Here is a 20434-nt window from a genome sequence, read left to right as displayed (position 1 = left end):
CTTCAGTCTTCCAGGGTCAACGACAGGATCTTCACCACCAGCGCCGAGTAGCTGATGCCGACCGCGCGCGCCGCCTTCGGCGGCAGCGAATGATCGGTCATCCCCGGCGCCGTGTTCACTTCGAGGAAATACGCGTCGCCCGCCGCGTCGAGCATGAAATCCGCGCGGCCCCAATCGGTGCAGCCGAGCACGTCGAACGCGCGCCGCGCGAGCCGCTTCAGTTCCGCCTCGCGCGCCTCGCCGAGGCCACACGGGATCAGATACTGCGTGTCGTCGGCGACGTACTTCGCGTGATAGTCATAGAACTCGCCCGCCGGCACGATGCGGATCAGCGGCAGGTCGAGATCCGCCGCGATGCACGCGGTGTACTCGCCGCCGCCTTCGATGCTCTTCTCGACGATCACGATTTTGTCGTGTTGCGCCGCTTCGGCCAGTGCGACAGGCAACGCAGCGGCGTCCTTCACCTTCAGCACCGCGACGCTCGAGCCTTCGCTCGCCGGCTTCACGAACAAGGGCAGGCCCAGCTTCGCGACGATCTCCTGCGCGCGCGCATCGTAGGCATCGCCGCGCAGCACCGTCTCGAACGGCGGCGTCGGCACGCCGGTCTGCTGCCACACCAGCTTGGTGCGGAACTTGTCGAGCCCGAGCGCCGAGCCGAGCACGCCGCTGCCGGTGTAGCGGATCCCGTAGAAATCGAGCGCGCCCTGGATCTGGCCGTTCTCGCCGTAGCCCCCGTGCAGCGCATTGAACGCGCGCGCGAAACCCTCGTCCTTGAGCGCCGCCAACGGCCGCTCGGACGGATCGAACGGATGGGCGTCGATGCCGGCATCGCGCAGCCCCTGCACGACCAGCCGGCCCGAGTTGAGCGACACCTCGCGCTCGGCCGACTCGCCGCCGAGCAGCACCGCCACCTTGCCGAATCGTTGCGGATCGATCGCGTTCATCTCATGCCTTCCGTTGCGTGTCCTGCACGAGCTTGCCCGGCACGCCGCCGATCGAGCCCGCACCCATCGTGATCACCACGTCGCCCGGCTGCGCGACCTGCGTGAGCGCCTCCGGCAGCGCGTCGACGTGCTCGACGAGCACCGGCACGACCTTGCCCGCCGCGCGCACCGCGCGCGACAGCGCGTCGCCGTTGGCGGTCGGGATCGGCGCCTCGCCGGCTGCGTAGACCTCCGTCAACACCAGCGCATCGACCGTCGACAGCACGTGGACGAAATCCTCGAAGCAGTCGCGGGTGCGCGTATAGCGGTGCGGCTGGAACGCCAGCACGAGCCGGCGGCCGGGGAACGCGCCGCGCGCGGCGGCGATCGTCGCGGCCATCTCGACCGGGTGATGGCCGTAGTCGTCGATCAACGTGTACGCGCCGCCCGCCACCGGGATCTCGCCATGCCGCTGGAAGCGCCGGCCGACGCCGTTGAATTCCGCGAGCGCCTGCTGGATCGCCTCGTCCGCGACGCCCAGGTCGGTCGCGATGGCAATCGCGGCGAGCGCGTTCTGCACGTTGTGCAGGCCCGGCAAATTCAGCACCACCGCGAGCGGCGCGCGCCCTTCGCGCTGCACCGTGAAATGCATGCGGCCGTCGCGCGCGTCGATGTTCTCGGCGCGCACCTGCGCGTCGGCCGCGAGGCCGTAGCGCACCACCGGCTTCGAGATGAACGGGATGATCTGGCGCACGTTCGGATCGTCGACACATACCACCGCGCTGCCGTAGAACGGCAGGCGCTGCGTAAACTCGATGAACGCCTGCTTGAGCCGCGCGAAGTCGTGCCCATAGGTGTCCATGTGATCCGCATCGATGTTCGTGATCACCTCGATCACCGGATACAGGTTCAAGAACGACGCATCCGATTCGTCGGCCTCGGCCACGAAGAAATCGCCGGTGCCGAGCCGCGCGTTCGCGCCGGCGCTGATCAACCGGCCGCCGATCACGAAGGTCGGATCGAGTCCGCCCGCCGCGAGCACGCTCGCGACGAGGCTCGTCGTCGTGGTCTTGCCGTGCGTGCCGGCGATCGCGATCCCCTGCTTGAGCCGCATCAGCTCGGCGAGCATCACCGCGCGCGGCACGATCGGCACGCGCTGACGGCGCGCCGCGAGCACTTCCGGGTTGTCCGAGCGCACCGCGGTGGACACCACCACCGCGTTCGCACCCTCGATGTTGGCCGCGTCGTGGCCGATCGCAACCCGCGCGCCGAGCGCCTGAAGCCGCTCGGTCACCGCATTGCGCGACAGATCCGAGCCGCTGACCTCGTAGCCGAGATTGACGAGCACTTCCGCGATCCCGCTCATGCCCGCGCCGCCGATCCCGACGAAGTGAATATGTTTGACGATGTGTTTCATTGCATTCCTTTCAGGTTCGCGCCCGCCACCGCCGCGCATGCGCGCGCGACTTCATCGGTGGCATCGGGCTTGGCCAGCGAGCGCGAACGCTCCGCCATGATCGCGAGCGTTGCCCGCGACTGGCTGCGCAACCAGTCGGCCAGCAATTCGGCCGACAGGTCGCGTTGTTGCACCAGCACCGCCGCGCCGACATCGGCGAGGAAGGCGGCATTGGTCGTCTGATGGTCGTCGACCGCATGCGGGAACGGCACGAACAGCGCCGCGACGCCCACCGCCGCGATCTCGGCGACGGTCATCGCGCCGGAGCGGCAGATCACCAGGTCCGCGGCCGCGTAGGCCGCCGCCATGTCGTCGATGAACGGCGCGAGCTGCACGTCGCTGCCGAGCGCGAGGCCCGCGGCTTCATAGTTCGCCTTCAGCGTGTCGATGTGCTTCGCGCCCGCCTGATGCACGACGTGCGGCCGCTCGCCGGGCGCCATCAGCGCGAGCGCGCGCGGCACCACTTCGTTGAGCGCGGCGGCGCCGAGGCTGCCGCCCACCACCAGCAGGTTCAGCCGGCCGTCGCGCGCCGCGTAGCGCTGCGGCGGCGGCGCGGTGCGCGCCAGCTCCGCGCGGATCGGGTTGCCGGTCCACTCGGCATGCGGCAGCGCATCCGGGAACGCGACGAGCACGCGCTTCGCGAGCTTCGCGAGCACCTTGTTCGCGAGCCCGCCGATCGAGTTCTGTTCGTGCAGCACGAGCGGCCGGCCGGTCAGCGCCGTCATCACGCCCGCCGGGAACGTGATGTAGCCGCCCATGCCGAGCACCACGTCGGGCTTCACGCGGCGCAGCACCGCGAGGCTCTGCGCGCAGGCGCGCAGCAGGTTGAACGGCAGCATCAGCTTGGTCTTCAGGCCCTTGCCGCGCAACCCGCCGAAGCGCACGTACTCCATCGGAATCCCGTGCTTCGGCACGAGCGTCGCCTCCATGCCGGCCGGGTTGCCGAGCCATACGACCCGCCAGCCCTGCTCCGCCATGCGGTGCGCGACGGCGAGGCCCGGGAACACGTGGCCCCCGGTGCCGCCCGCCATCACCAGCAGCGTCGGTTGCGATGCGCTCATACCTTGCCTCCGCGCATCAGCACCCGGTTTTCGTAATCGACCCGCAGCAGCACCGCGATCGCCACGCAGTTCAGCAGAATCCCCGAGCCGCCGTAGCTGACGAGCGGCAGCGTCAGGCCCTTGGTGGGCAGCAGGCCCAGATTCACGCCCATGTTGATGAACGCCTGCGCGCCGAACCAGATGCCGACGCCCTTCGCGGTCAGGCCGGCGAAGGTGCGGTCGAGCGCGAGCGCCTGGCGGCCGATCTCGAACGCGCGGCGCACGATCCAGTAGAACAGCAGGATCACGACCAGCACGCCGACGAAGCCGAGTTCCTCGCCGATCACGGCGAGGATGAAGTCGGTATGCGCTTCCGGCAGGTAGTTGAGCTTCTCGACGCTGCCGCCGAGCCCGACGCCGAACCATTCGCCGCGCCCGAACGCGATCAGCGAGTGGGTCAGCTGGTAGGCCTTGCCCTGCGCATAGCGCTCGTCCCACGGATCGAGGTAGGCGAAGATCCGCTCGCGCCGCCACGGCGACAGCCACACCAGCATCGTGAAGGTGCCGACCGCCGTCGCGACCAGCCCGCCGAACAGCTTGCCGTTGACGCCGCCGAGGAACAGCACGCCCATCGCGATCGCGGCGACCACCATGAATGCGCCCATGTCCGGTTCGAGCAGCAGCAGCGCGCCGACCATGCCGACCGCGAACGCCATCGGCAGGAAGCCTTTCGCGAAGCTCTGCATGTACTCCTGCTTGCGCACCGTGTAGTTCGCCGCGTAGATCGTCACGGCAAGCTTCATGATCTCGGACGGCTGCATGTTGGTGATGCCGAGCGGGATCCAGCGCCGCGCGCCGTTCACGCCCTTGCCGACGTGCGGGATCAGCACGATCACGAGGCCGACGAGCGCGATCAGGAACAGGTGCGGCGCGTATTTGTCCCAGGTCGACACCGGCACCCGGAACGCGATCACCGCCGCGACGAACGCGACGCAGAGCGAGATGACGTGGCGCAGCAGGAAGGCGTAGTCGTGGTACGACGCGTACTTCGGCGAGTCCGGCATTGCGATCGACGCCGAGTACACCATCACCACGCCCAGCCCGAGCAGCGCGATCGACACCCACAGCAGCGAGTAATCGAAATCGAGCATGCGCGAACGGGTCGGACGCGCGCCGTTCACGACGCTCGCGAGGCCGCCCGCCGCGGCGCGCGCGCCCGAGCTCATGCGCGCGCCGGCGCCCGTCGCGGCCGAGCCGCCGGCATCGCGCGCGCCGTTGAAACGCGAAACGAGACGATCGGACCAGCTCATATCGTCGTGCCCCTTTCCAGTGCGATGTCCTCGACCGCGCTGCGGAACACCGCGGCGCGCTGCGCATAACCGGTGAACATGTCGAAGCTCGCGCAGGCGGGCGACAGCAGCACCGCATCGCCCGGCTCCGCGAGCGCGCTCGCCGCGCGCACCGCCTCTTCGAGCGTCGCGTGGTCGACGAGCGGCACGCCGGCCTCGGCCAGCGCCGCGCGCAGCGCGGGCGCATCGCGGCCGATCAGCAGCACCGCACGGCACCAGCGTGCGACGGGCGCCGCGAGCGGCGCGAAATCCTGGCCCTTGCCGTCGCCGCCGGCGATCAGCACCGCGCGCTGCGCGAGGCCGTCGAGCGCGGCAACCGTCGCGCCGACATTGGTGCCCTTGCTGTCGTCGACGTAATCGACGCCGTCCAGCGACGCGATCAGCTCGACGCGATGCGCCTCGCCGCGATACTCGCGCAGGCCGTGCAGCAGCGGCGCGGCCGGCAGGTCGATCGCACGGGCGAGCGCGAACGCGGCCAGTGCGTTCGCCGCGTTGTGCAGCCCGCGGATCCGCAGCGCGTCCGACGGCATCAGGCGCTTGAGCGCGAGATCGGGCGGCGTCGCGGCTTCCTGCTTGCGACGGCGCGGCGACACCGGCTCGTCGCTCGCGTCGCGGTCGTGCGCCTGCACGAGCCAGTTGATGCCACCATCGCGCAGCAGGCCGTAATCGCCGTCGCGGGTCGGCTCGTTCAGACCGAACGTGACGAAGCGCGGCGCATCGGCCGCCGCCGCGGGCGGCGTGAACTTCATCACCTCGGCGTCGTCGCGGTTCAGCACGCGCACGGTGCGCGCGCCGAAGACCCGGCCCTTCGCCGCCGCATAGGCCTCGAAGCCGCCATGCCAGTCGAGATGGTCCTGGGTCAGGTTGAGGATGGTCGCGGCGTCCGGCGCGAAGCTCTGCGCGGTTTCCAGCTGGAAGCTCGACAGTTCGAGCACCCAGACGTCCGGCAGCGCGGTCGCGTCGATCGCCTCGGCCAGCTTGTCGAGCATGGCCGGACTGATGTTGCCGGCGACCGCGACCTTGCGGCCCGCGCGTTCGCACAACAGGCCGGCGAGGCTCGTCGTCGTGGTCTTGCCGTTGGTGCCGGTGATCGCCAGCACCTTGGGCGCATAGCCGTTGTCGCGCAGGGTCGCGAGCGCCTGCGCGAAGAATTCGAGTTCGCCCCACACGGGCACGCCGCGCTCGCGCGCGGCGGCGAGCAGCGGCGCGAGATCGTCCGCGAGCGGCGACAGCCCCGGGCTCAGCGCGACCAGCTCGACGCCGCCGTCGAGCAGCACGGGCGAGAGCGGCCCGCCGACGAATTCGGCCTCGATCCCGGCGGCCTCGAGCGCGGCGAGGTTGGGCGGCGTCTCGCGCGTATCGGCAATGCGCAACCGGCACGCGTGCCTCGCGCACCACCGCGCGATCGCGAGACCCGATTCGCCGAGCCCCAGCACGAGCACCATCGGCCGCTGCCGATCTGCAAACTTCTCGCCAAACATCCTTACCTTCCCTTTACCGCAGCTTGAGGGTGGACAAACCGAACAGGCACAGCATCAAAGTGATGATCCAGAAACGCACCACCACCTGCGTTTCCTTCCAGCCCGACAATTCGAAATGGTGATGCAGCGGCGCCATCTTGAAGATGCGGCGCCCTTCGCCGTAACGGCGCTTCGTGTACTTGAACCAGGTGACCTGCAGCATCACGGACAGCGTTTCCGCGACGAAGATGCCGCCCATGATGAACAACACGATTTCCTGGCGCACGATCACCGCGACCGTGCCGAGCGCGCCGCCGAGCGCGAGCGCGCCGACGTCGCCCATGAACACCTGCGCCGGATGCGTGTTGTACCAGAGGAACGCGAGCCCCGCGCCGCCCATGGCCGAGCAGAAGATCAGCAGCTCGCCCGCGCCGGGGATGTGCGGAAACAGCAGGTATTTCGAGTAGACGGCGCTGCCCATCACATAGGCGAACACGCCGAGCGACGCGCCAACCAGCACGACCGGCATGATCACGAGGCCGTCGAGGCCGTCGGTGAGGTTGACCGCGTTGCTCGCGCCGACGATCACGAAATAGGTGAGCGCGATGAAGCCCCACACGCCGAGCGGATAGCTGATCGATTTCAGGAACGGCAGCAGCAGGTCGGCGCGCGCGGGCAGGCCCATCGACATGCCGCTGCGCACCCACGCCATGAACAGGTCGAAGACCCGGCCGGTGCTCGCTTCCGACACGCTGAACGCGAGATAGACGGCCGCGAACAGGCCGATCACCGACTGCCAGAAATACTTTTCGCGGGACGACATCCCGCGCGGATCCTTGTGGACGACCTTGCGATAGTCGTCGACCCAGCCGATCACGCCGAAGCCGAAGGTCACGAGCATCACGATCCAGATGAAGCGGTTCGTGAGGTCGCCCCACAGCAGGGTGGCGACCGCGATGCCGATCAGGATCAGCACGCCGCCCATCGTCGGCGTGCCTGATTTCACGAGGTGCGTCTGCGGACCATCCTTGCGGACGGCCTGGCCGACCTTCATCTGGGTCAGCTTGCGGATCACCCACGGGCCGCAGACGAGACCGATCACCAGCGCGGTGATGGTGGCCATCACCGCCCGGAACGTGAGGTACGTGAACAGGCGCAAAAAGCTTGCGTCATTTTGCAGCCATTGCGCCAGCGCCAGCAACATGCTTCTTTCCTTCTCTCAGTGTGCGCCGGGCGTCGCGCCCGATGCGGGTTGATTCGTCAATGCGTCGACCACGCGCTCCATCCGCATGAAGCGCGAGCCCTTCACGAGCAGCGTCGCACGCGGGCCGAACCGGGCGGCCTGCAGCGCGTCGACGAGCGGCTCCAGCCCGTCGAAATGGCGCGCGGCCGCGCCGTATCCCGCGCAGGCGTCGAGCGTCGCGGCGCCGAGCGCGAACAGCGCGTCGATGCCGCGCTCGCGCGCATACGCGCCGATTTCGCGGTGAAACGCCGGGCCGTCGTCGCCGACCTCGCCCATCTCGCCGATCACGAGCACGCGCGGCGCGGACTGCGCGGCCAGCACGTCGATCGCGGCGCGCATCGAGTCGGGATTCGCGTTATAGGTGTCGTCGATCACCGTCGCACCCGCAAGCGCGCCGACCGTCGCGCGCTTCACCTGCAGTCGGCCCTTGACCGGCTCGAACGCCTCCAGACCGCACCGGATCGCGTCGAGCGGCACGTCGGCGGCCAGCGCCGCGGCCGTCGCGGCGAGCGCGTTGCGCGCGTTGTGCTCGCCCAGCGCGCGCAGCTGCACATCGAGCGCGCCCGCCGGCGTGCGGATCGCCAAACGATTGCCCTCGAGCGCGCCCGTTACCGCCGCGGCGGGATCCTGGCCGTTGCCCGTCAGCGCGAAATCGACGATCCGGTTGCCGGTCGCGGCGACGCGCCAGATGCCCGCGTACGCATCGTCGGCCGGGAACACCGCGACGCCGTCCGGCCCGAGCGCGTGGATCACCGACGCGTGCTCGAGCGCGACCGCCTCGACGGTCGCCATGAATTCCTGGTGTTCGCGCTGCGCGTTGTTGACGAGGGCGACCGTCGGCGCGGTCAGACGCGCAAGCATCGCGGTCTCGCCGGGATGGTTCATCCCGACCTCGATCACCGCGAGCCGGTGCGCGGCCGTCAGGCGCAGCAGCGTCAGCGGCAGGCCGACGTCGTTGTTGAAGTTGCCGGCGGTCGCGAGCCGCGCCGGCTCGCCGACCGCCGCCGCGAAGATCGCGGCGATCATTTCCTTCACCGTCGTCTTGCCGTTGCTGCCGGTGACCGCGACGACCGGCAGCGCGAAGCGGCGGCGCCAGCCGTGCGCGAGCGCGCCGAGCGCGACGCGCGGATCGGCGACCCGCAGCGTGGGCACCGGCCAGTCCGCCGGCGTGCGCGCGGCGAGCACGGCGCTCACGCCGCGCGCGGCGACCTCGCCGAGAAAATCGTGGGCGTCGAAGCGCTCGCCCTTGAGCGCGACGAACAGGTCGCCCGGGCCTGCCGTGCGGCTGTCGGTCGAGACGCGCGCGAAGCCGGCCTCGGGCTCGCCGAGCACGGTCGCGCCGGGAATCAGCTGGGCGGCTTCACGCAGGGTCAGCATCGTCATTCGCCGCCTCCGCGCGCATGCGTCGCCCGCGCGGCCAGCGCGAGACGCGCGTGGTCCTGGTCGGAGAACGTCCGTTTCTTGCCCATGATTTCCTGCGTGGCCTCATGGCCCTTGCCGGCCAGCAGCACCACATCCTCGCGCGCGGCGCCGCGCACCGCCTGCAGGATCGCGCTGGCGCGATCCTCGATCTGGCGCGCGTGCGCGGGTTCGCGCATGCCGGCCGCGATCTGGCCGATGATCGCGTGCGGATCCTCGCTGCGCGGGTTGTCGCTCGTGACCACGACCTTGTCGGCCAGCCGCTCGGCGATCTCGCCCATCAGCGGCCGCTTGGTCGGATCGCGATCGCCGCCGCAGCCGAACATGCACACCAGCTCGCCGCCGCGCGCCTGCGCGATCGGCCGCAGCGCATCGAGCGTCTTCTCGAGCGCGTCCGGGGTGTGCGCATAGTCGACCACGACGAGCGGTTCGTCGTTCTGCAGGCGGCCGCCGAGCCGCTGCATGCGGCCGTTCACCGATTCGAGCCCGGTCAGTTCGCCAAGCGCCGCGTCGAACGGCATGTCGGCCGCGAGCAGCGTGCCGAGTACCGCGAGCAGGTTGCTCACGTTGAACAGGCCGAGCGTGCCGACCTCGACTTCCGCCTCGCCCCACGACGACGCCAGGTGAAAGGCCGTGCCGGTCGCGGTCGCGCGCACGTTCGTCGCGACCAGTTCGCGATCGGCGTCGACGTCCCAGGCGCTCGCCCCGATTCCATACGCGATGGTCCGCACCCGCCCGGCGAGCCGCGCCAGCAAACGCCGGCCGGCCGGGTCGTCGCGATTGACGATCGCGAACCGCAGGCCGCGCCACGAGAACAGCTTCGCCTTGGCCGTCTCGTAGGCGTCGAAGGTCTGGTGATAGTCGAGGTGATCCTGAGTAAGGTTCGTGAATACCGCGATATCGAAGCCGGTGCCATTGGCCCGCCCCTGGTGCAGCGCGTGCGACGACACTTCCATCGCCACCGCCTGGGCGCCCGCCGTGTGCAGTTGCGCGAGCGAGCGCTGCAACTGCGGCGCGTCGGGCGTGGTGAAGCCGCTGTGCACGAGCTGCCCCGGCATGCCGCTGCCGAGCGTGCCGATCACCGCGCACGGCTGGTGCAGCGCGCTCAACGCGGTCGCGATCCATTGCGTGCACGAGGTCTTGCCGTTCGTGCCGGTCACGCCGATCGCGAGCATGCGATCGCTCGGGTCGCCGTACCAGCCGCTCGCGATCTCGCCCGCGAGCGCGTCGAGCGCGGGCACCGCGAACGCGACGGCCGGATCGAGCGCGTCGGCCGCATAGCCTTCCGGCTGATACAGCACCGCCGCCGCGCCGCGTTCGAGCGCGTTGGTGATGAACGGACGGTTGTCCGCCCCGTCGACCGCATAGGCCACGAACACATCGCCCGCCTTCAGGCTGCGCGTGTCCGCGTGCAGCTGCGCGCCGGGGGCAACATGCGCGCGCAGCCACGCGAGCGCGGCTGCGATTTGGTGGTGCGCCGGATGAGAACTGCGCACGGCGCTCATCGAACTACTCCTGGTGGATGGTGTGTCGAACTCGACACGGTCATGTGCTTGACGGCGGCCGCGGTTGCGGCGACCGGCTTGGCGGATGCCGTGTCGTCCGACACGACGAGCTGCTTGACCGGCATGTTCGGCGGCACGTTCAGCGCGCGCAGCGTATCGCCCGCGATCGCGGAGAACACCGGGCCCGACACCTGGCCGCCGAAGTGGCTGCCCGTGGTCGGCTCGTCGACCGAGACCGCGACGACGATGCGCGGATTCGGCATCGGCGCCATCCCGACGAACGACGCCCGGTACTTTTTGTGATCGTAGCCATGGCCGGCCTGCTTGTAGGCGGTGCCGCTCTTGCCGCCGACGCGGTAGCCGGGCACGGCCGCATCGGGCGAGGTGCCGCCCGGCGCGACCACGGTCTCGAGCATCGCGCGCACCTCGCGGGCCGTGTTCGGCGCGAAGATCTGCGGGCCGGACGCCGGCTGCGCGTTGTCGGTCTTGAAGATCGTGACGGGCATCAGCTCGCCGTCGTGCGCGATCGCCGTATAGGCGCGCGCGAGCTGGAACAGCGACACCGACAGACCGTAGCCGTACGACATCGTCGCCTGCTCGATCCGGCGCCAGCTCTTCCACGGCCGCAGGCGGCCGGCGACCGCGCCGGGGAAACCGACCTTCGGCGCCTGCCCGAGGCCGATGCTGGTATACATATTCCACATTTCCTCGGGCTTCATCGTCATCGCGATCTTGGTCGCGCCGATGTTGCTCGATTTCTGGATCACGCCGCCCACCGTCAAGGTACCGAACCCGGAATCGTCGGTGATCGGCGCGCCGTCCAGCACGAAATGGCCGTTGCCCGTATCGACGAGCGTCGACGGCGTGACCCGGTGCAGGTCGAGCGCGAGCGACACCGTGAACGGCTTCATGATCGAGCCCGGCTCGAACACGTCGGTCAGCACGCGGTTGCGCAACTGCTCGCCGGTCAGGTGCGAACGGTCGTTCGGGTTGTAGGTCGGGTAATTGACGAGCGACAGCACTTCGCCCGAGCGCACGTCGATCACCATGGCCGCGCCGGCCTTGGCGTGGAACTTCTCGACCGCCGCCTTCAGGTTCGCGTAGGTGATGTACTGGATCTTGCTGTCGATCGACAGATCGACGTCGGTGCCGTTGTGCGGCGGCATCTGCTCGTCGACGTCCTCGACGATGTGCCCCATCCGGTCCTTGATCACGTGCCGGCTGCCCGACAGGCCCTCGAGCAGCTTCTGGTCGGCCAGCTCGACGCCCTCCTGCCCTTCGTCCTCGACATTGGTGAAGCCGATCAGGTGCGCGGTGATCTCCCCTTCCGGGTAGAAGCGCTTGTACTCGCCGCGCTGGTAAACGCCGGGAATGCCGAGCGCGGCGACCTTGTCCGCGATCTCGGTCGGCACCTGCCGCTTCACGTAGACGAAGCTCTTGTCCTCGGAAAGCTTGGCGCGCAGCTCCTTCGGCGACATGCCGAGCAGCGCGCCGAGTTGGGTGAGCTTGTCGGCGCCGAGATCGTCCGGCACCGCCTCCGGGATCGCCCAGATCGCGCGCACGGGCAGGCTCGTCGCGAGCACGAGGCCATTGCGATCGAGGATCTTGCCGCGCGTCGCGGGCAGTTCGAGGGTGCGCTGGTAGCGGCTTTCGCCTTGCTTCTGATAGAACGCGTTGCCCGGGCCCTGGATCCAGAACGCGCGGGCGGCCAGTGCGACGAACGCCATGAACAGCATGAACACGACGAGCTTCGAGCGCCACATCGGCAAATGCACCGACAGCACCGGACTCGACGAGAATTTCACGCTCTGGCGTTTCGACGACTGCTTCATCGCGCGCCCCCCTGCGCCGCGCCGGAGGTCGGCTCCGGCGCGTCGACCGCCTTCGCGGCCCCGGCGGGCAGCGTCAGGTACTGGGTGCGTCCCGTCGTGATCGACTGCATCTTGAGCGCGCTGTCGGCGAGCTGCTCGATGCGCGAGGTCTTCGACAGCGCGCTCTGCTGATATTGCAGTTGCGCGTAGTCCTGCTGAAGCTGATGCTCCTGCGATTGCGCGCGCTGCAGCTGGATGAAGATCTGACGCTGCTGGTTGGTCGAATTGACGACCGACAACGCGCATCCCATCACCAGGATCAGCAGGAAGATATTGAGGCGGCTCATGGCGCGATGCGCTCCGCGATCCGCATCACCGCCGAGCGCGCGCGCGGATTGGCCGCCACTTCGGCCTCGCTCGGAAACACGCGACCCAGCACCTTGAGCGGCGGGCTCGGCAGGTCGGCCGCGCGGATCGGCAGGCGACGATCGACCGCAGGCGCACTCGCGTGCGCCTGCATGAATCGCTTGACGATCCGATCCTCGAGCGAATGAAAGCTGATGACCACCAGCCGCCCCCCTTGCTCCAACACCGACAGTGCTGCCTCTAGAACGACTTGCAGCTCCGCAAGCTCTTGATTGACGTGAATCCGTATAGCCTGAAAGGTGCGGGTTGCCGGATCCTTGCCCTTCTCACGGGTTTTGACGACGTGACCCACGATTTGGGCAAGCTCGCCCGTGGTGTCGAGAGGCCCAAGACGGTCGGACTCTGCCCGGCGAGCAACAAGCGCCTTTGCAATCTGAAAAGCAAACCGTTCTTCCCCATAATCTCGTATCACCTCCGTCAGTTCCTGCACCGAAGCCCGGGCCAGCCACGCCGCGGCCGATTCGCCGCGGGTCGGGTCCATCCGCATGTCGAGCGGGCCGTCCGCGCGGAAGCTGAAGCCCCGCGCCGGATCGTCCACCTGCGGCGACGACACGCCGAGATCCAGCAACACGCCCGACACCCGTCCTGCCCCGCGCGCATCCAGCTCGCCGCGCAGCGCGGCGAAGCTGTCGTGGACGATCGCGAAGCGCGCATCCCCGATCTGCTCCGCGGTCGCGATCGCGAGCGGATCCTTGTCGAACGCAATCAGCCGGCCAGCCTCGCCGAGCCGTGCGAGTACGGCGCGGCTGTGTCCGCCGCGCCCGAACGTGCCGTCGACGTAGATCCCGTCGGGGCGCGTCACGAGCGCGTCGACCGCTTCATCCAACAGCACCGTCCGATGCTGCAATTCGTTTCCCATCGCGGGCGTCTCCGTCACCGCAATCAGAACGTGAAATTCTTCAGCGCATCGGGCATGCCCTGCGCCATCGCCGCCTGCTCCTTCGCGGTGTAGGTCTGTGCGTCCCACAGCTCGAAGTGACTTCCCATTCCCAGCAACATGACTTCCTTTTCCAGCCCGGCTGCCATCCGCAACTCGGGCGACACGAGAATTCGGCCCGCGCTGTCCAGATCGACATCCATCGCGTTACCGAGAAAAATCCGACGCCACCAGTGCGCATCCATGGGCAGCGCGGCGATCTTCGCGCGGAACACTTCCCATTCGGGGCGCGGAAACAGCAACAGGCAGCCGTCCGGGTGCTTGGTCACAGTCACCCGTCCTTCTGCCTGTCCTTGAAGCGCTTCGCGATAGCGAGCCGGCACCGACATGCGCCCTTTCGCATCGAGCGTCAGCGCCGACGCCCCTTGAAACACTTTTCCGCTCTCCCGTTCTCGGCATCGAAGCACCCGGCCGATGCTGCGAATCTAGCCGGAAAAGCCCCGCGGATCACACAAAAATACACTTTCTCACACTGTCTCCCACTTTAGAGGAAGGGTCAGGGACGGTCAAGGGAGTCGCGCGTTTTTTTAACGAATTTTGTTAGTTAGAACAAGGACTTACGCTCACCTCCTCAAGCTGACCCTCATACCAAAAAGCGTTATAAATGAATGAGCTACCGCAGGTTGTGAAGGTGGTACGTGAAAAGTCCGGCCCAGACGGGCGTGGCGGCAGGCATTTTGGCGGGGAAAAAGGCAGAGGAAAGGCGGGATTTCGGCGCGGGGAACCGGGCGGGCGCTCGCGCGCCGCCCGGGGGTGTCGCTCAGAGATAGTACGCAGTGCTGGTCATCACCTTCGAGGCCGCACGCATCAGCATGCGCGCCGGCATCGGCAGCTCGATGCCGCCCGCGTCGCTGGCCGACTTGCCGTGCTTGACCTCGTCCACGCGCATCTGCTCGACGATCGCGCGCGACTCGACGTCCACCGCCGGCAAGGTCGACAGATGCCCCTCCAGGTGGCTCTCGACCTGACGCTCGGTCTCGGCCATGAAGCCGAGGCTGACCTTGTCGCCGAGCCGGCCCGCGACCACGCCGATCGCCAGCGCCCCCGCGTACCACAGCGGGTTCAGGAGGCTCGGGCGCGAGTCCAGCTGCTTGAGCCGGTGCGCGGTCCAGGCGAGATGGTCCTCTTCCTCGCGCGCGGCGTCCTCGAACATCGCCTTCAGCGCGGGCGAGCGCGTGGTCAGCTTCTGCGCCTGATAAAGCGCCTGCGCGCAGACTTCGCCGACATGGTTCACGCGCATCAGGCCAGCCGCGTGCTTGCGCTCCTCCGCGCTCAGTTCGGCGGGCGGCGACGCCGTCGGCGCCGGCACCGGGCGGCTCATCCGGCTGATGCCCGTCATCGAGCGCAGGCCGCGGTCAAATTCGCTGATCAGTTCGTCAAACACCATTCCATTTCTCCATGCACCGCGCCGAACGAAAGGATTTGGTAAGAAAATCATTGCGTTACCTACCCGTTCACAACGCGGAAATTGCGGTTAACCCGTGATTCCAAGCATTGTTGCATAAAGGAAACATGCCGGAGTTGACCGGGCTCCTTTCTCTTTGTCCCGAAAATTCCTTTTGCTACATTACGAGCGACTTCTTTCGAAGTTCAAGCAGGGCGCCTCACCAAAACATAACTATTTGCCCTGCCAAAATAATTTCGTAATCCTTGGAGATCCATTAATGAAAAAGTCGCTTCTCGCGCTGGTCGCGCTGAGCGCGTTTGCTGGCGCGGCTCACGCGCAAAGCAGCGTGACGCTGTACGGCATCATCGATGCGGGCATCCTGTTCAACAACAACGCCGGCGGTCACCAGCAGTACCAGCAGTCAAGCGGCGTGCTGCAGGGCAGCCGCTTCGGCTTGAAGGGCTCGGAAGACCTCGGTGGCGGTCTGAAGGCGATCTTCGTGCTCGAGAACGGCTTCAGCGTGTCGAACGGTTCGCTCGGCCAAGGTGGCGACATGTTCGGCCGGCAAGCGTTCGTCGGCCTGTCGAGCGGCCAGTACGGCACGGTCACGCTGGGTCGCCAGTATGACTCCGTCGTCGACTACACGGGCGCGCTGGAAAGCGGCAGCCAGTGGGCGGGCTACATCGGTGCGCACCCGGGCGACCTCGACAACATGAACAACGCCAATCGCGTCAACAACGCGGTCAAGTACACGAGCCCGACCTACGGCGGCTTCACGTTCGGCGGCCTGTACAGCCTGGGCGGCGTCGCCGGCAACTTCAGCCGCAACCAGATCTGGTCGCTCGGCGCCGGTTACGCGAACGGCCCGCTGGTGCTCGGCGTCGGTTACGTGAACGCGCGCAACCCGAACTACTCGTTCTTCGGCAACAACCCGAACTCGAACCCGTCGACCTCCACGACCTCGGGGCTCAACATGACGAGCCCGGTGTACAAGGGCTATGCGTCCGCGAACACGCTGCAGATCGCGGCGGCGGGCGGCGCCTACACGATCGGCGCGGCCACGCTCGGCCTGACCTACAGCTACACGCGCTTCGGCGATGTCGGCTCGACGGCCGGCGTAGGCTTGAACCCGCTGAACCTGCAGGGCTCCGCGGCCTTCCACAACGTCGAGGCGAACTTCAAGTATCAGCTGACCCCGGCGCTGCTCGCAGGCGTGGCGTACGACTACACGCGCGGCTCGAAGGTCAATGGGCTGGCCGCGGCGCAATACCACCAGGTCAACCTCGGCCTCGACTATTTCCTGTCGAAGCGCACCGACATCTACGTGATCGGCGTCTACCAGCACGCGCTGGGCTACGACTCGACCGGCCAGGCGGCGGTGGCGGCCATCAACAACCTGACGGCATCGAAGTCGCCGAACCAGGTGGCCGCGACGGTCGGCATCCGCCACAAGTTCTGATCCAGCTCAAACAACAAGACCGTAGGATACTCAAAAGGCGCCCTCGGGCGCCTTTCTTGTTTTTGCCACCCTCTCCCGCGCTGCGCGCGTGCGGCGCGGCGGGCCCGAGCCTCAGGCCTTGCCGTCGCGCAACTCGCGGCGCAGGATCTTGCCGACATTGGTCTTCGGCAGCTCGGTACGGAATTCGATGAGCTTCGGCCGCTTGTAGCCGGTGAGGCGTTCCTTGCAGAACGCAATCAGGTCCTTGTCCGTCAAGGCCGGATCCTTCCTCACGACGAACAGCTTCACCGCCTCGCCCGAATGCTCGTCGGGCACGCCCACAGCCGCCACCTCGTAGACCCCCGGGTGCGACGCGACGACGTCCTCGATCTCGTTCGGATACACGTTGAAGCCGGACACCAGGATCATGTCCTTCTTGCGGTCGACGATCTTCACATAGCCCCGCTCGTCCATCACGCCGACGTCGCCGGACTTGAAGAACCCGTCCGGGAACATGACCTTGGCGGTCTCGTCCGGCCGGTTCCAATAGCCGGCCATCACCTGCGGACCGCGGATGCAGATTTCGCCCGGTTCGCCGAGCGGCACCTCGTTTCCCGCGTCGTCGCGGATCGACACCTCGGTCGACGGCAGCGGCAGGCCGATCGTGCCGTTGTATTCGGACGAGAGCACCGGATTGCAGGTCGCGCACGGCGACGTCTCCGACAAGCCGTAGCCCTCGACGATCGGCACCTTGGTTCGTTCGGCCCAGCGCTTCGCGATGCTTTCCTGGATCGCCATCCCGCCCGCGTTGGCGATCGCCAGCTTCGACAAGTCCAGCTTGTCGAAATCGGGATGATTCAACATCGCGTTGTACAGCGTGTTAACCGCGGGAATCGTCGAGATCTGGTAGCCCTGCAATTCCTTGATCATGCCGCCGATGTCGCGCGGGTTCGGAATCAGAATCCCGGTCCCGCCGGTGCGCATCGTCAGGAACCCGCAGACCGTCAGCGCGAACACGTGGTAAAGCGGCAGCGCCACCACGGTGATGAACACCTTGACCTCCGGATGCAAGGTACGCGCCGGCTCATTCCAGGCGGCCGACTGCAGCACGTTCGCGACGATGTTCCGATGAGTCAGCGTCGCGCCCTTCGCCACGCCGGTCGTGCCGCCCGTGTATTGCAGGAAGGCGACGTCGCCGGGGCCCTGCTTGACGGGCTTCAGCGCCTGCCTGCCGCCTTCCGCGACCGCCGTGTTGAAACGGGTGTAGGACGGCAGGCTCCAGGCCGGCACCATCTTCTTCACGCGGCGCACGACGAAATTGACGAGCAGCCCTTTCAGGCCCATCAGGTCGCCCATCGACGCGACGATCACATGCTTGATCGAAGACTTCGCGATGACCGCCTGCAGCGTGGAAGCGAAATTCTCGAGGATCACGATCGCCTCGGCGCCGCTGTCTTTCAGCTGGTGCTCGAGTTCGCGCGGCGTGTAGAGCGGATTGACGTTGACCACCACGTAGCCGGCGCGCAGCACGGCGGCGATCGCCACCGGATACTGCAGCACGTTCGGCATCATGATCGCGACGCGCGCGCCGGGCGCGAGGCCGCGCGACTGGAACCACGCGCCGAGCTTGCGCGACATCGCGTCAAGCTCGCCGTAGGTGATCGACTTGCCCATACAGATGAAAGCAGCACGATCGCGATAATCGCGGAAGCTTTCCTCGAGCAGGTCCGTGAAGGAGGGGTAGCGGGACGCGTCAATTTCGGCTGGAACGCCGGGCGGGTACGACTTCAGCCAAATCTTGTCCATGCAACGCGTCTCCTCGGCGATTTTCGAATGGTCGTGCTAAAACGCATCCTAGCCGGTCACCCCTTCCGAGACAACCGGGTTAGACGCTCCTTTCCAACTTGCATCCACCCCGGAAACCACCATCCAGCGGTCATCCGCGCTCCACTTCGACCAGACAGTCGTAGAACGTCGCAGCCCGGCCGAGATCGGTCAGCGCCTGGCTCGTGACCTCGTTCGCGTTGCGCCCGTCGGCCGCGAATTTCTTCCACCAGATCGACAGCCCTACCACGAGGCCTTCGCGCGCGCGGTCCGTCACGCGCGCTTTTGCATTCAACGCGCCGCGATCGTTGAAGATCCGCACGGTATCGCCGTCGGCAATCCCGCGCTCGGCGGCATCGTCGGGATGCATGTCGAGGTGCGGCTCGCCTTCCGTCGCGCGCAGGCTGGCCACGTTGACGAAAGTACTGTTCAGGAAGTTGCGCGCCGGCGGCGAGATCATTGCCAGCGGGTAGCGGGCCGCCAGTTCGGGTGCGCCGTCCGCGGACTCATACGGCGGCAGGTAATCGGGCAGCGGGTCCAGGCCCATTTCCTCGAGGCGCGGGCTATGGAACTCGCACTTGCCGGACGGGGTACGGAAACCGCCTGCGGCAAAAGGCGCATCGGCGATCTTCAGCTTGAGCCAGCCCGCCTGCTTGAGCGTTTCCCAGTCGCTTTGCAGCATCGGATCGTCCCAGCGCAGCGCGATGCGCGCGAGCGCCTCGTCGTCGTCATAGAGCGCGGGATGATCGAGTCCCATGCTTTTCGCGAAACCGCGAAAGATTTCGGTATTGGGACGCGCGTCGGCGAGCGGCGCGATCGCGGGCAGGTTCGCCATCACGTGCGTATGCCCGTACGACTTGTGCACGTCCAGGTGCTCAAGCTGCGAGGTGGCCGGCAGCAGGATGTCGGCGTAGTCGGCGGTGTCGGTCATGAAATGCTCGAGTACGACCGTGAACAGATCCTCTCTCGCGAATCCCGCCGCGACCTTCGCCGAGTCCGGTGCGACGGCGACGGGGTTCGAGTTGTAGACGATGATCGCCTCGATCTTCGGGCCGAACGAGGCATCGCCCGCATGGACGAGCGCGTCGCCGATCGCGTTCATGTTGATGAGCCGCGGCAGGCGATCCGGCCAGCCGGGAAGCAAGTCGGGACGGCCGAGTCCCGCCGGGTTGGTCGGCGCCCACTCGGACGACGACATCAGCAGGCCGCCGGCGCGATCCCGCCACGCGCCCGTCAGCGAGGGCAGGCTCGCGATCGCCCGCACGGCGTTGCCGCCGCCGCGCACACGCTGCATGCCGTAGTTGAGGCGGATCGCGGACTTGCGGGTGCGGCCGTACAACCGCGCCAACTCGATGATCTGCTCGGCCGGAATGCCGCAGATCTGGGCGGCGCGCGACGGCGGATAGCTCAGGGCGCGCGCCTTCATGCCCTCGAAGCCGAGCGTATATGTATCGATATAGCCGTGATCGAGCAGGTCTTCCTCGATCAATACGTGCATCATCCCCAACGCCAAGGCGCCGTCCGTGCCAGGTTTCAGCGCGATATGTTGATGACATTTCTCGGCAGTTAGCGACCGATAGGGATCAATTGCGATCAGTTTGGCGCCACGTCGCTTCGCTTCCTGCGCACGGGTCCAGAAATGCAGATTCGAGGCGATGGGGTTGCCACCCCAGATCAGGATCAGCTCGCTTTCCTCGAAGAACTCGACATGCATCCCGATGCTGGCGCCGTAGGTATAACGCAACCCGGCCGCGCCGGCCGCAGAGCAAATGGTTCGTTCGAGTCGCGAAGCGCCGAGCACGTTGAAGAAACGTTGGGCGATGCTTTCGCCCTGGATCAGGCCCATCGTTCCGGCGTAGCTGTAGGGAACGATTGCCTCCGGCGCGCGCGCCGCGATTTCACCGAGCCGTTCCGCCACGAGCCGATTCGCTTCGTCCCAGCTGATCGGTTCGAAACGTCCCTCGCCTTTGCGCCCGACGCGCTTGAGCGGCGTGGTCAGACGTTCGGGATGATGGACACGCTCCGCGTATCGCATCACCTTGGTGCAAAGCACGCCTTGTGTCGGCGGATGATCCGGGTCCCCGGTTACCTTGATCGCCCTGCCATCTTCGACAGAAACGCGCATCGCGCAGGTATCGGGACAATCATGCGGACAGACCGCGCGCGCAGTCCGGATCGAAGCATTCATTGTGTCGTGTTGTCGGCGTAGGTGTGGG

At 67.3% G+C, this 20434-nt stretch carries 16 protein-coding genes; 1 reads left to right on the top strand and 15 read right to left on the bottom strand.

The features are described 5' to 3' along the window. Positions 1-2: 2 nt before the first annotated feature. The 13 genes from Bsp3421_RS32325 to coq7 all read right to left on the bottom strand — a co-directional run bounded on the left by Bsp3421_RS32325 (position 3) and on the right by coq7 (position 14956). A complete protein-coding gene (locus Bsp3421_RS32325) occupies positions 3-944 on the bottom strand; it encodes a D-alanine--D-alanine ligase (RefSeq protein WP_274001025.1) in 942 nt (313 codons plus the stop codon). A 1-nt stretch (position 945) separates the two neighbouring features. Continuing rightward, positions 946-2340 (bottom strand): UDP-N-acetylmuramate--L-alanine ligase, encoded by a 1395-nt coding sequence (murC, locus tag Bsp3421_RS32320; protein WP_274001024.1) that lies wholly within the window; start codon positions 2338-2340, stop codon positions 946-948. Continuing rightward, positions 2337-3440, bottom strand: coding sequence for an undecaprenyldiphospho-muramoylpentapeptide beta-N-acetylglucosaminyltransferase (murG, locus tag Bsp3421_RS32315; protein ID WP_274001022.1), 1104 nt, complete (start codon positions 3438-3440; stop codon positions 2337-2339). The genes murC and murG overlap by 4 nt, the downstream gene beginning before the upstream one ends. Beyond that, on the bottom strand, positions 3437-4729 hold the full coding sequence (gene ftsW, locus Bsp3421_RS32310; RefSeq protein WP_274001020.1) for a putative lipid II flippase FtsW: 1293 nt from the start codon (positions 4727-4729) through the stop codon (positions 3437-3439). The genes murG and ftsW overlap by 4 nt, the downstream gene beginning before the upstream one ends. Further along, the gene (murD, locus tag Bsp3421_RS32305; RefSeq protein ID WP_274001018.1) at positions 4726-6249 is read right to left on the bottom strand and encodes a UDP-N-acetylmuramoyl-L-alanine--D-glutamate ligase; all 1524 of its coding nucleotides are present in this window, start codon (positions 6247-6249) and stop codon (positions 4726-4728) included. The genes ftsW and murD overlap by 4 nt, the downstream gene beginning before the upstream one ends. Positions 6250-6262: 13 nt before the next feature. Further along, positions 6263-7432 (bottom strand): phospho-N-acetylmuramoyl-pentapeptide-transferase, encoded by a 1170-nt coding sequence (gene mraY / locus Bsp3421_RS32300; protein ID WP_274001016.1) that lies wholly within the window; start codon positions 7430-7432, stop codon positions 6263-6265. Positions 7433-7447: 15 nt separating this feature from the next. Continuing rightward, entirely contained in the window at positions 7448-8854 is a 1407-nt protein-coding gene (locus Bsp3421_RS32295; RefSeq protein ID WP_274001014.1) for a UDP-N-acetylmuramoyl-tripeptide--D-alanyl-D-alanine ligase, read from the bottom strand. Continuing rightward, positions 8851-10395: a UDP-N-acetylmuramoyl-L-alanyl-D-glutamate--2,6-diaminopimelate ligase gene (locus Bsp3421_RS32290; RefSeq protein WP_274001013.1), complete on the bottom strand. Its 1545-nt coding sequence runs from the start codon at positions 10393-10395 to the stop codon at positions 8851-8853. The genes Bsp3421_RS32295 and Bsp3421_RS32290 overlap by 4 nt, the downstream gene beginning before the upstream one ends. Then, positions 10392-12227, bottom strand: a complete 1836-nt coding sequence (locus Bsp3421_RS32285; RefSeq protein ID WP_274001012.1) for a peptidoglycan D,D-transpeptidase FtsI family protein — start codon at positions 12225-12227, stop codon at positions 10392-10394. Before Bsp3421_RS32285 ends, Bsp3421_RS32290 begins: the two co-directional genes overlap by 4 nt. Beyond that, the gene (ftsL, locus tag Bsp3421_RS32280; RefSeq protein ID WP_274001010.1) at positions 12224-12553 is read right to left on the bottom strand and encodes a cell division protein FtsL; all 330 of its coding nucleotides are present in this window, start codon (positions 12551-12553) and stop codon (positions 12224-12226) included. The genes Bsp3421_RS32285 and ftsL overlap by 4 nt, the downstream gene beginning before the upstream one ends. Continuing rightward, positions 12550-13491 carry a 16S rRNA (cytosine(1402)-N(4))-methyltransferase RsmH gene (gene rsmH, locus Bsp3421_RS32275; RefSeq protein WP_274001009.1) on the bottom strand — a complete coding sequence of 314 codons (942 nt, stop codon included), beginning with the start codon at positions 13489-13491 and terminating at the stop codon, positions 12550-12552. Before rsmH ends, ftsL begins: the two co-directional genes overlap by 4 nt. A 23-nt stretch (positions 13492-13514) precedes the next feature. After that, positions 13515-13943 carry a division/cell wall cluster transcriptional repressor MraZ gene (mraZ, locus tag Bsp3421_RS32270; protein ID WP_274001008.1) on the bottom strand — a complete coding sequence of 143 codons (429 nt, stop codon included), beginning with the start codon at positions 13941-13943 and terminating at the stop codon, positions 13515-13517. Between the two features lie 386 nt (positions 13944-14329). After that, the gene (gene coq7 / locus Bsp3421_RS32265; protein ID WP_274001007.1) at positions 14330-14956 is read right to left on the bottom strand and encodes a 2-polyprenyl-3-methyl-6-methoxy-1,4-benzoquinone monooxygenase; all 627 of its coding nucleotides are present in this window, start codon (positions 14954-14956) and stop codon (positions 14330-14332) included. Between the two features lie 277 nt (positions 14957-15233). Here coq7 and Bsp3421_RS32260 point away from each other — a divergent pair, with 277 nt between their 5' ends. Further along, a complete protein-coding gene (locus tag Bsp3421_RS32260) occupies positions 15234-16415 on the top strand; it encodes a porin (RefSeq protein ID WP_274001005.1) in 1182 nt (393 codons plus the stop codon). A gap of 111 nt (positions 16416-16526) precedes the next feature. Here Bsp3421_RS32260 and Bsp3421_RS32255 read toward each other — a convergent pair whose 3' ends face one another. Together Bsp3421_RS32255 and Bsp3421_RS32250 are read right to left on the bottom strand one after the other, a co-directional pair. After that, the gene (locus Bsp3421_RS32255) at positions 16527-18200 is read right to left on the bottom strand and encodes a long-chain fatty acid--CoA ligase (RefSeq protein WP_274001004.1); all 1674 of its coding nucleotides are present in this window, start codon (positions 18198-18200) and stop codon (positions 16527-16529) included. A 130-nt stretch (positions 18201-18330) separates the two neighbouring features. Continuing rightward, complete coding sequence (locus Bsp3421_RS32250; RefSeq protein ID WP_274001002.1) at positions 18331-20406, bottom strand: molybdopterin-containing oxidoreductase family protein; 2076 nt, start codon at positions 20404-20406, stop codon at positions 18331-18333. Positions 20407-20434: the final 28 nt, after the last annotated feature.

The sequence above is a fragment of the Burkholderia sp. FERM BP-3421 genome (assembly GCF_028657905.1).
Lineage (GTDB): Bacteria > Pseudomonadota > Gammaproteobacteria > Burkholderiales > Burkholderiaceae > Burkholderia.
This window is presented reverse-complemented; position numbering and strand designations above follow the sequence as displayed.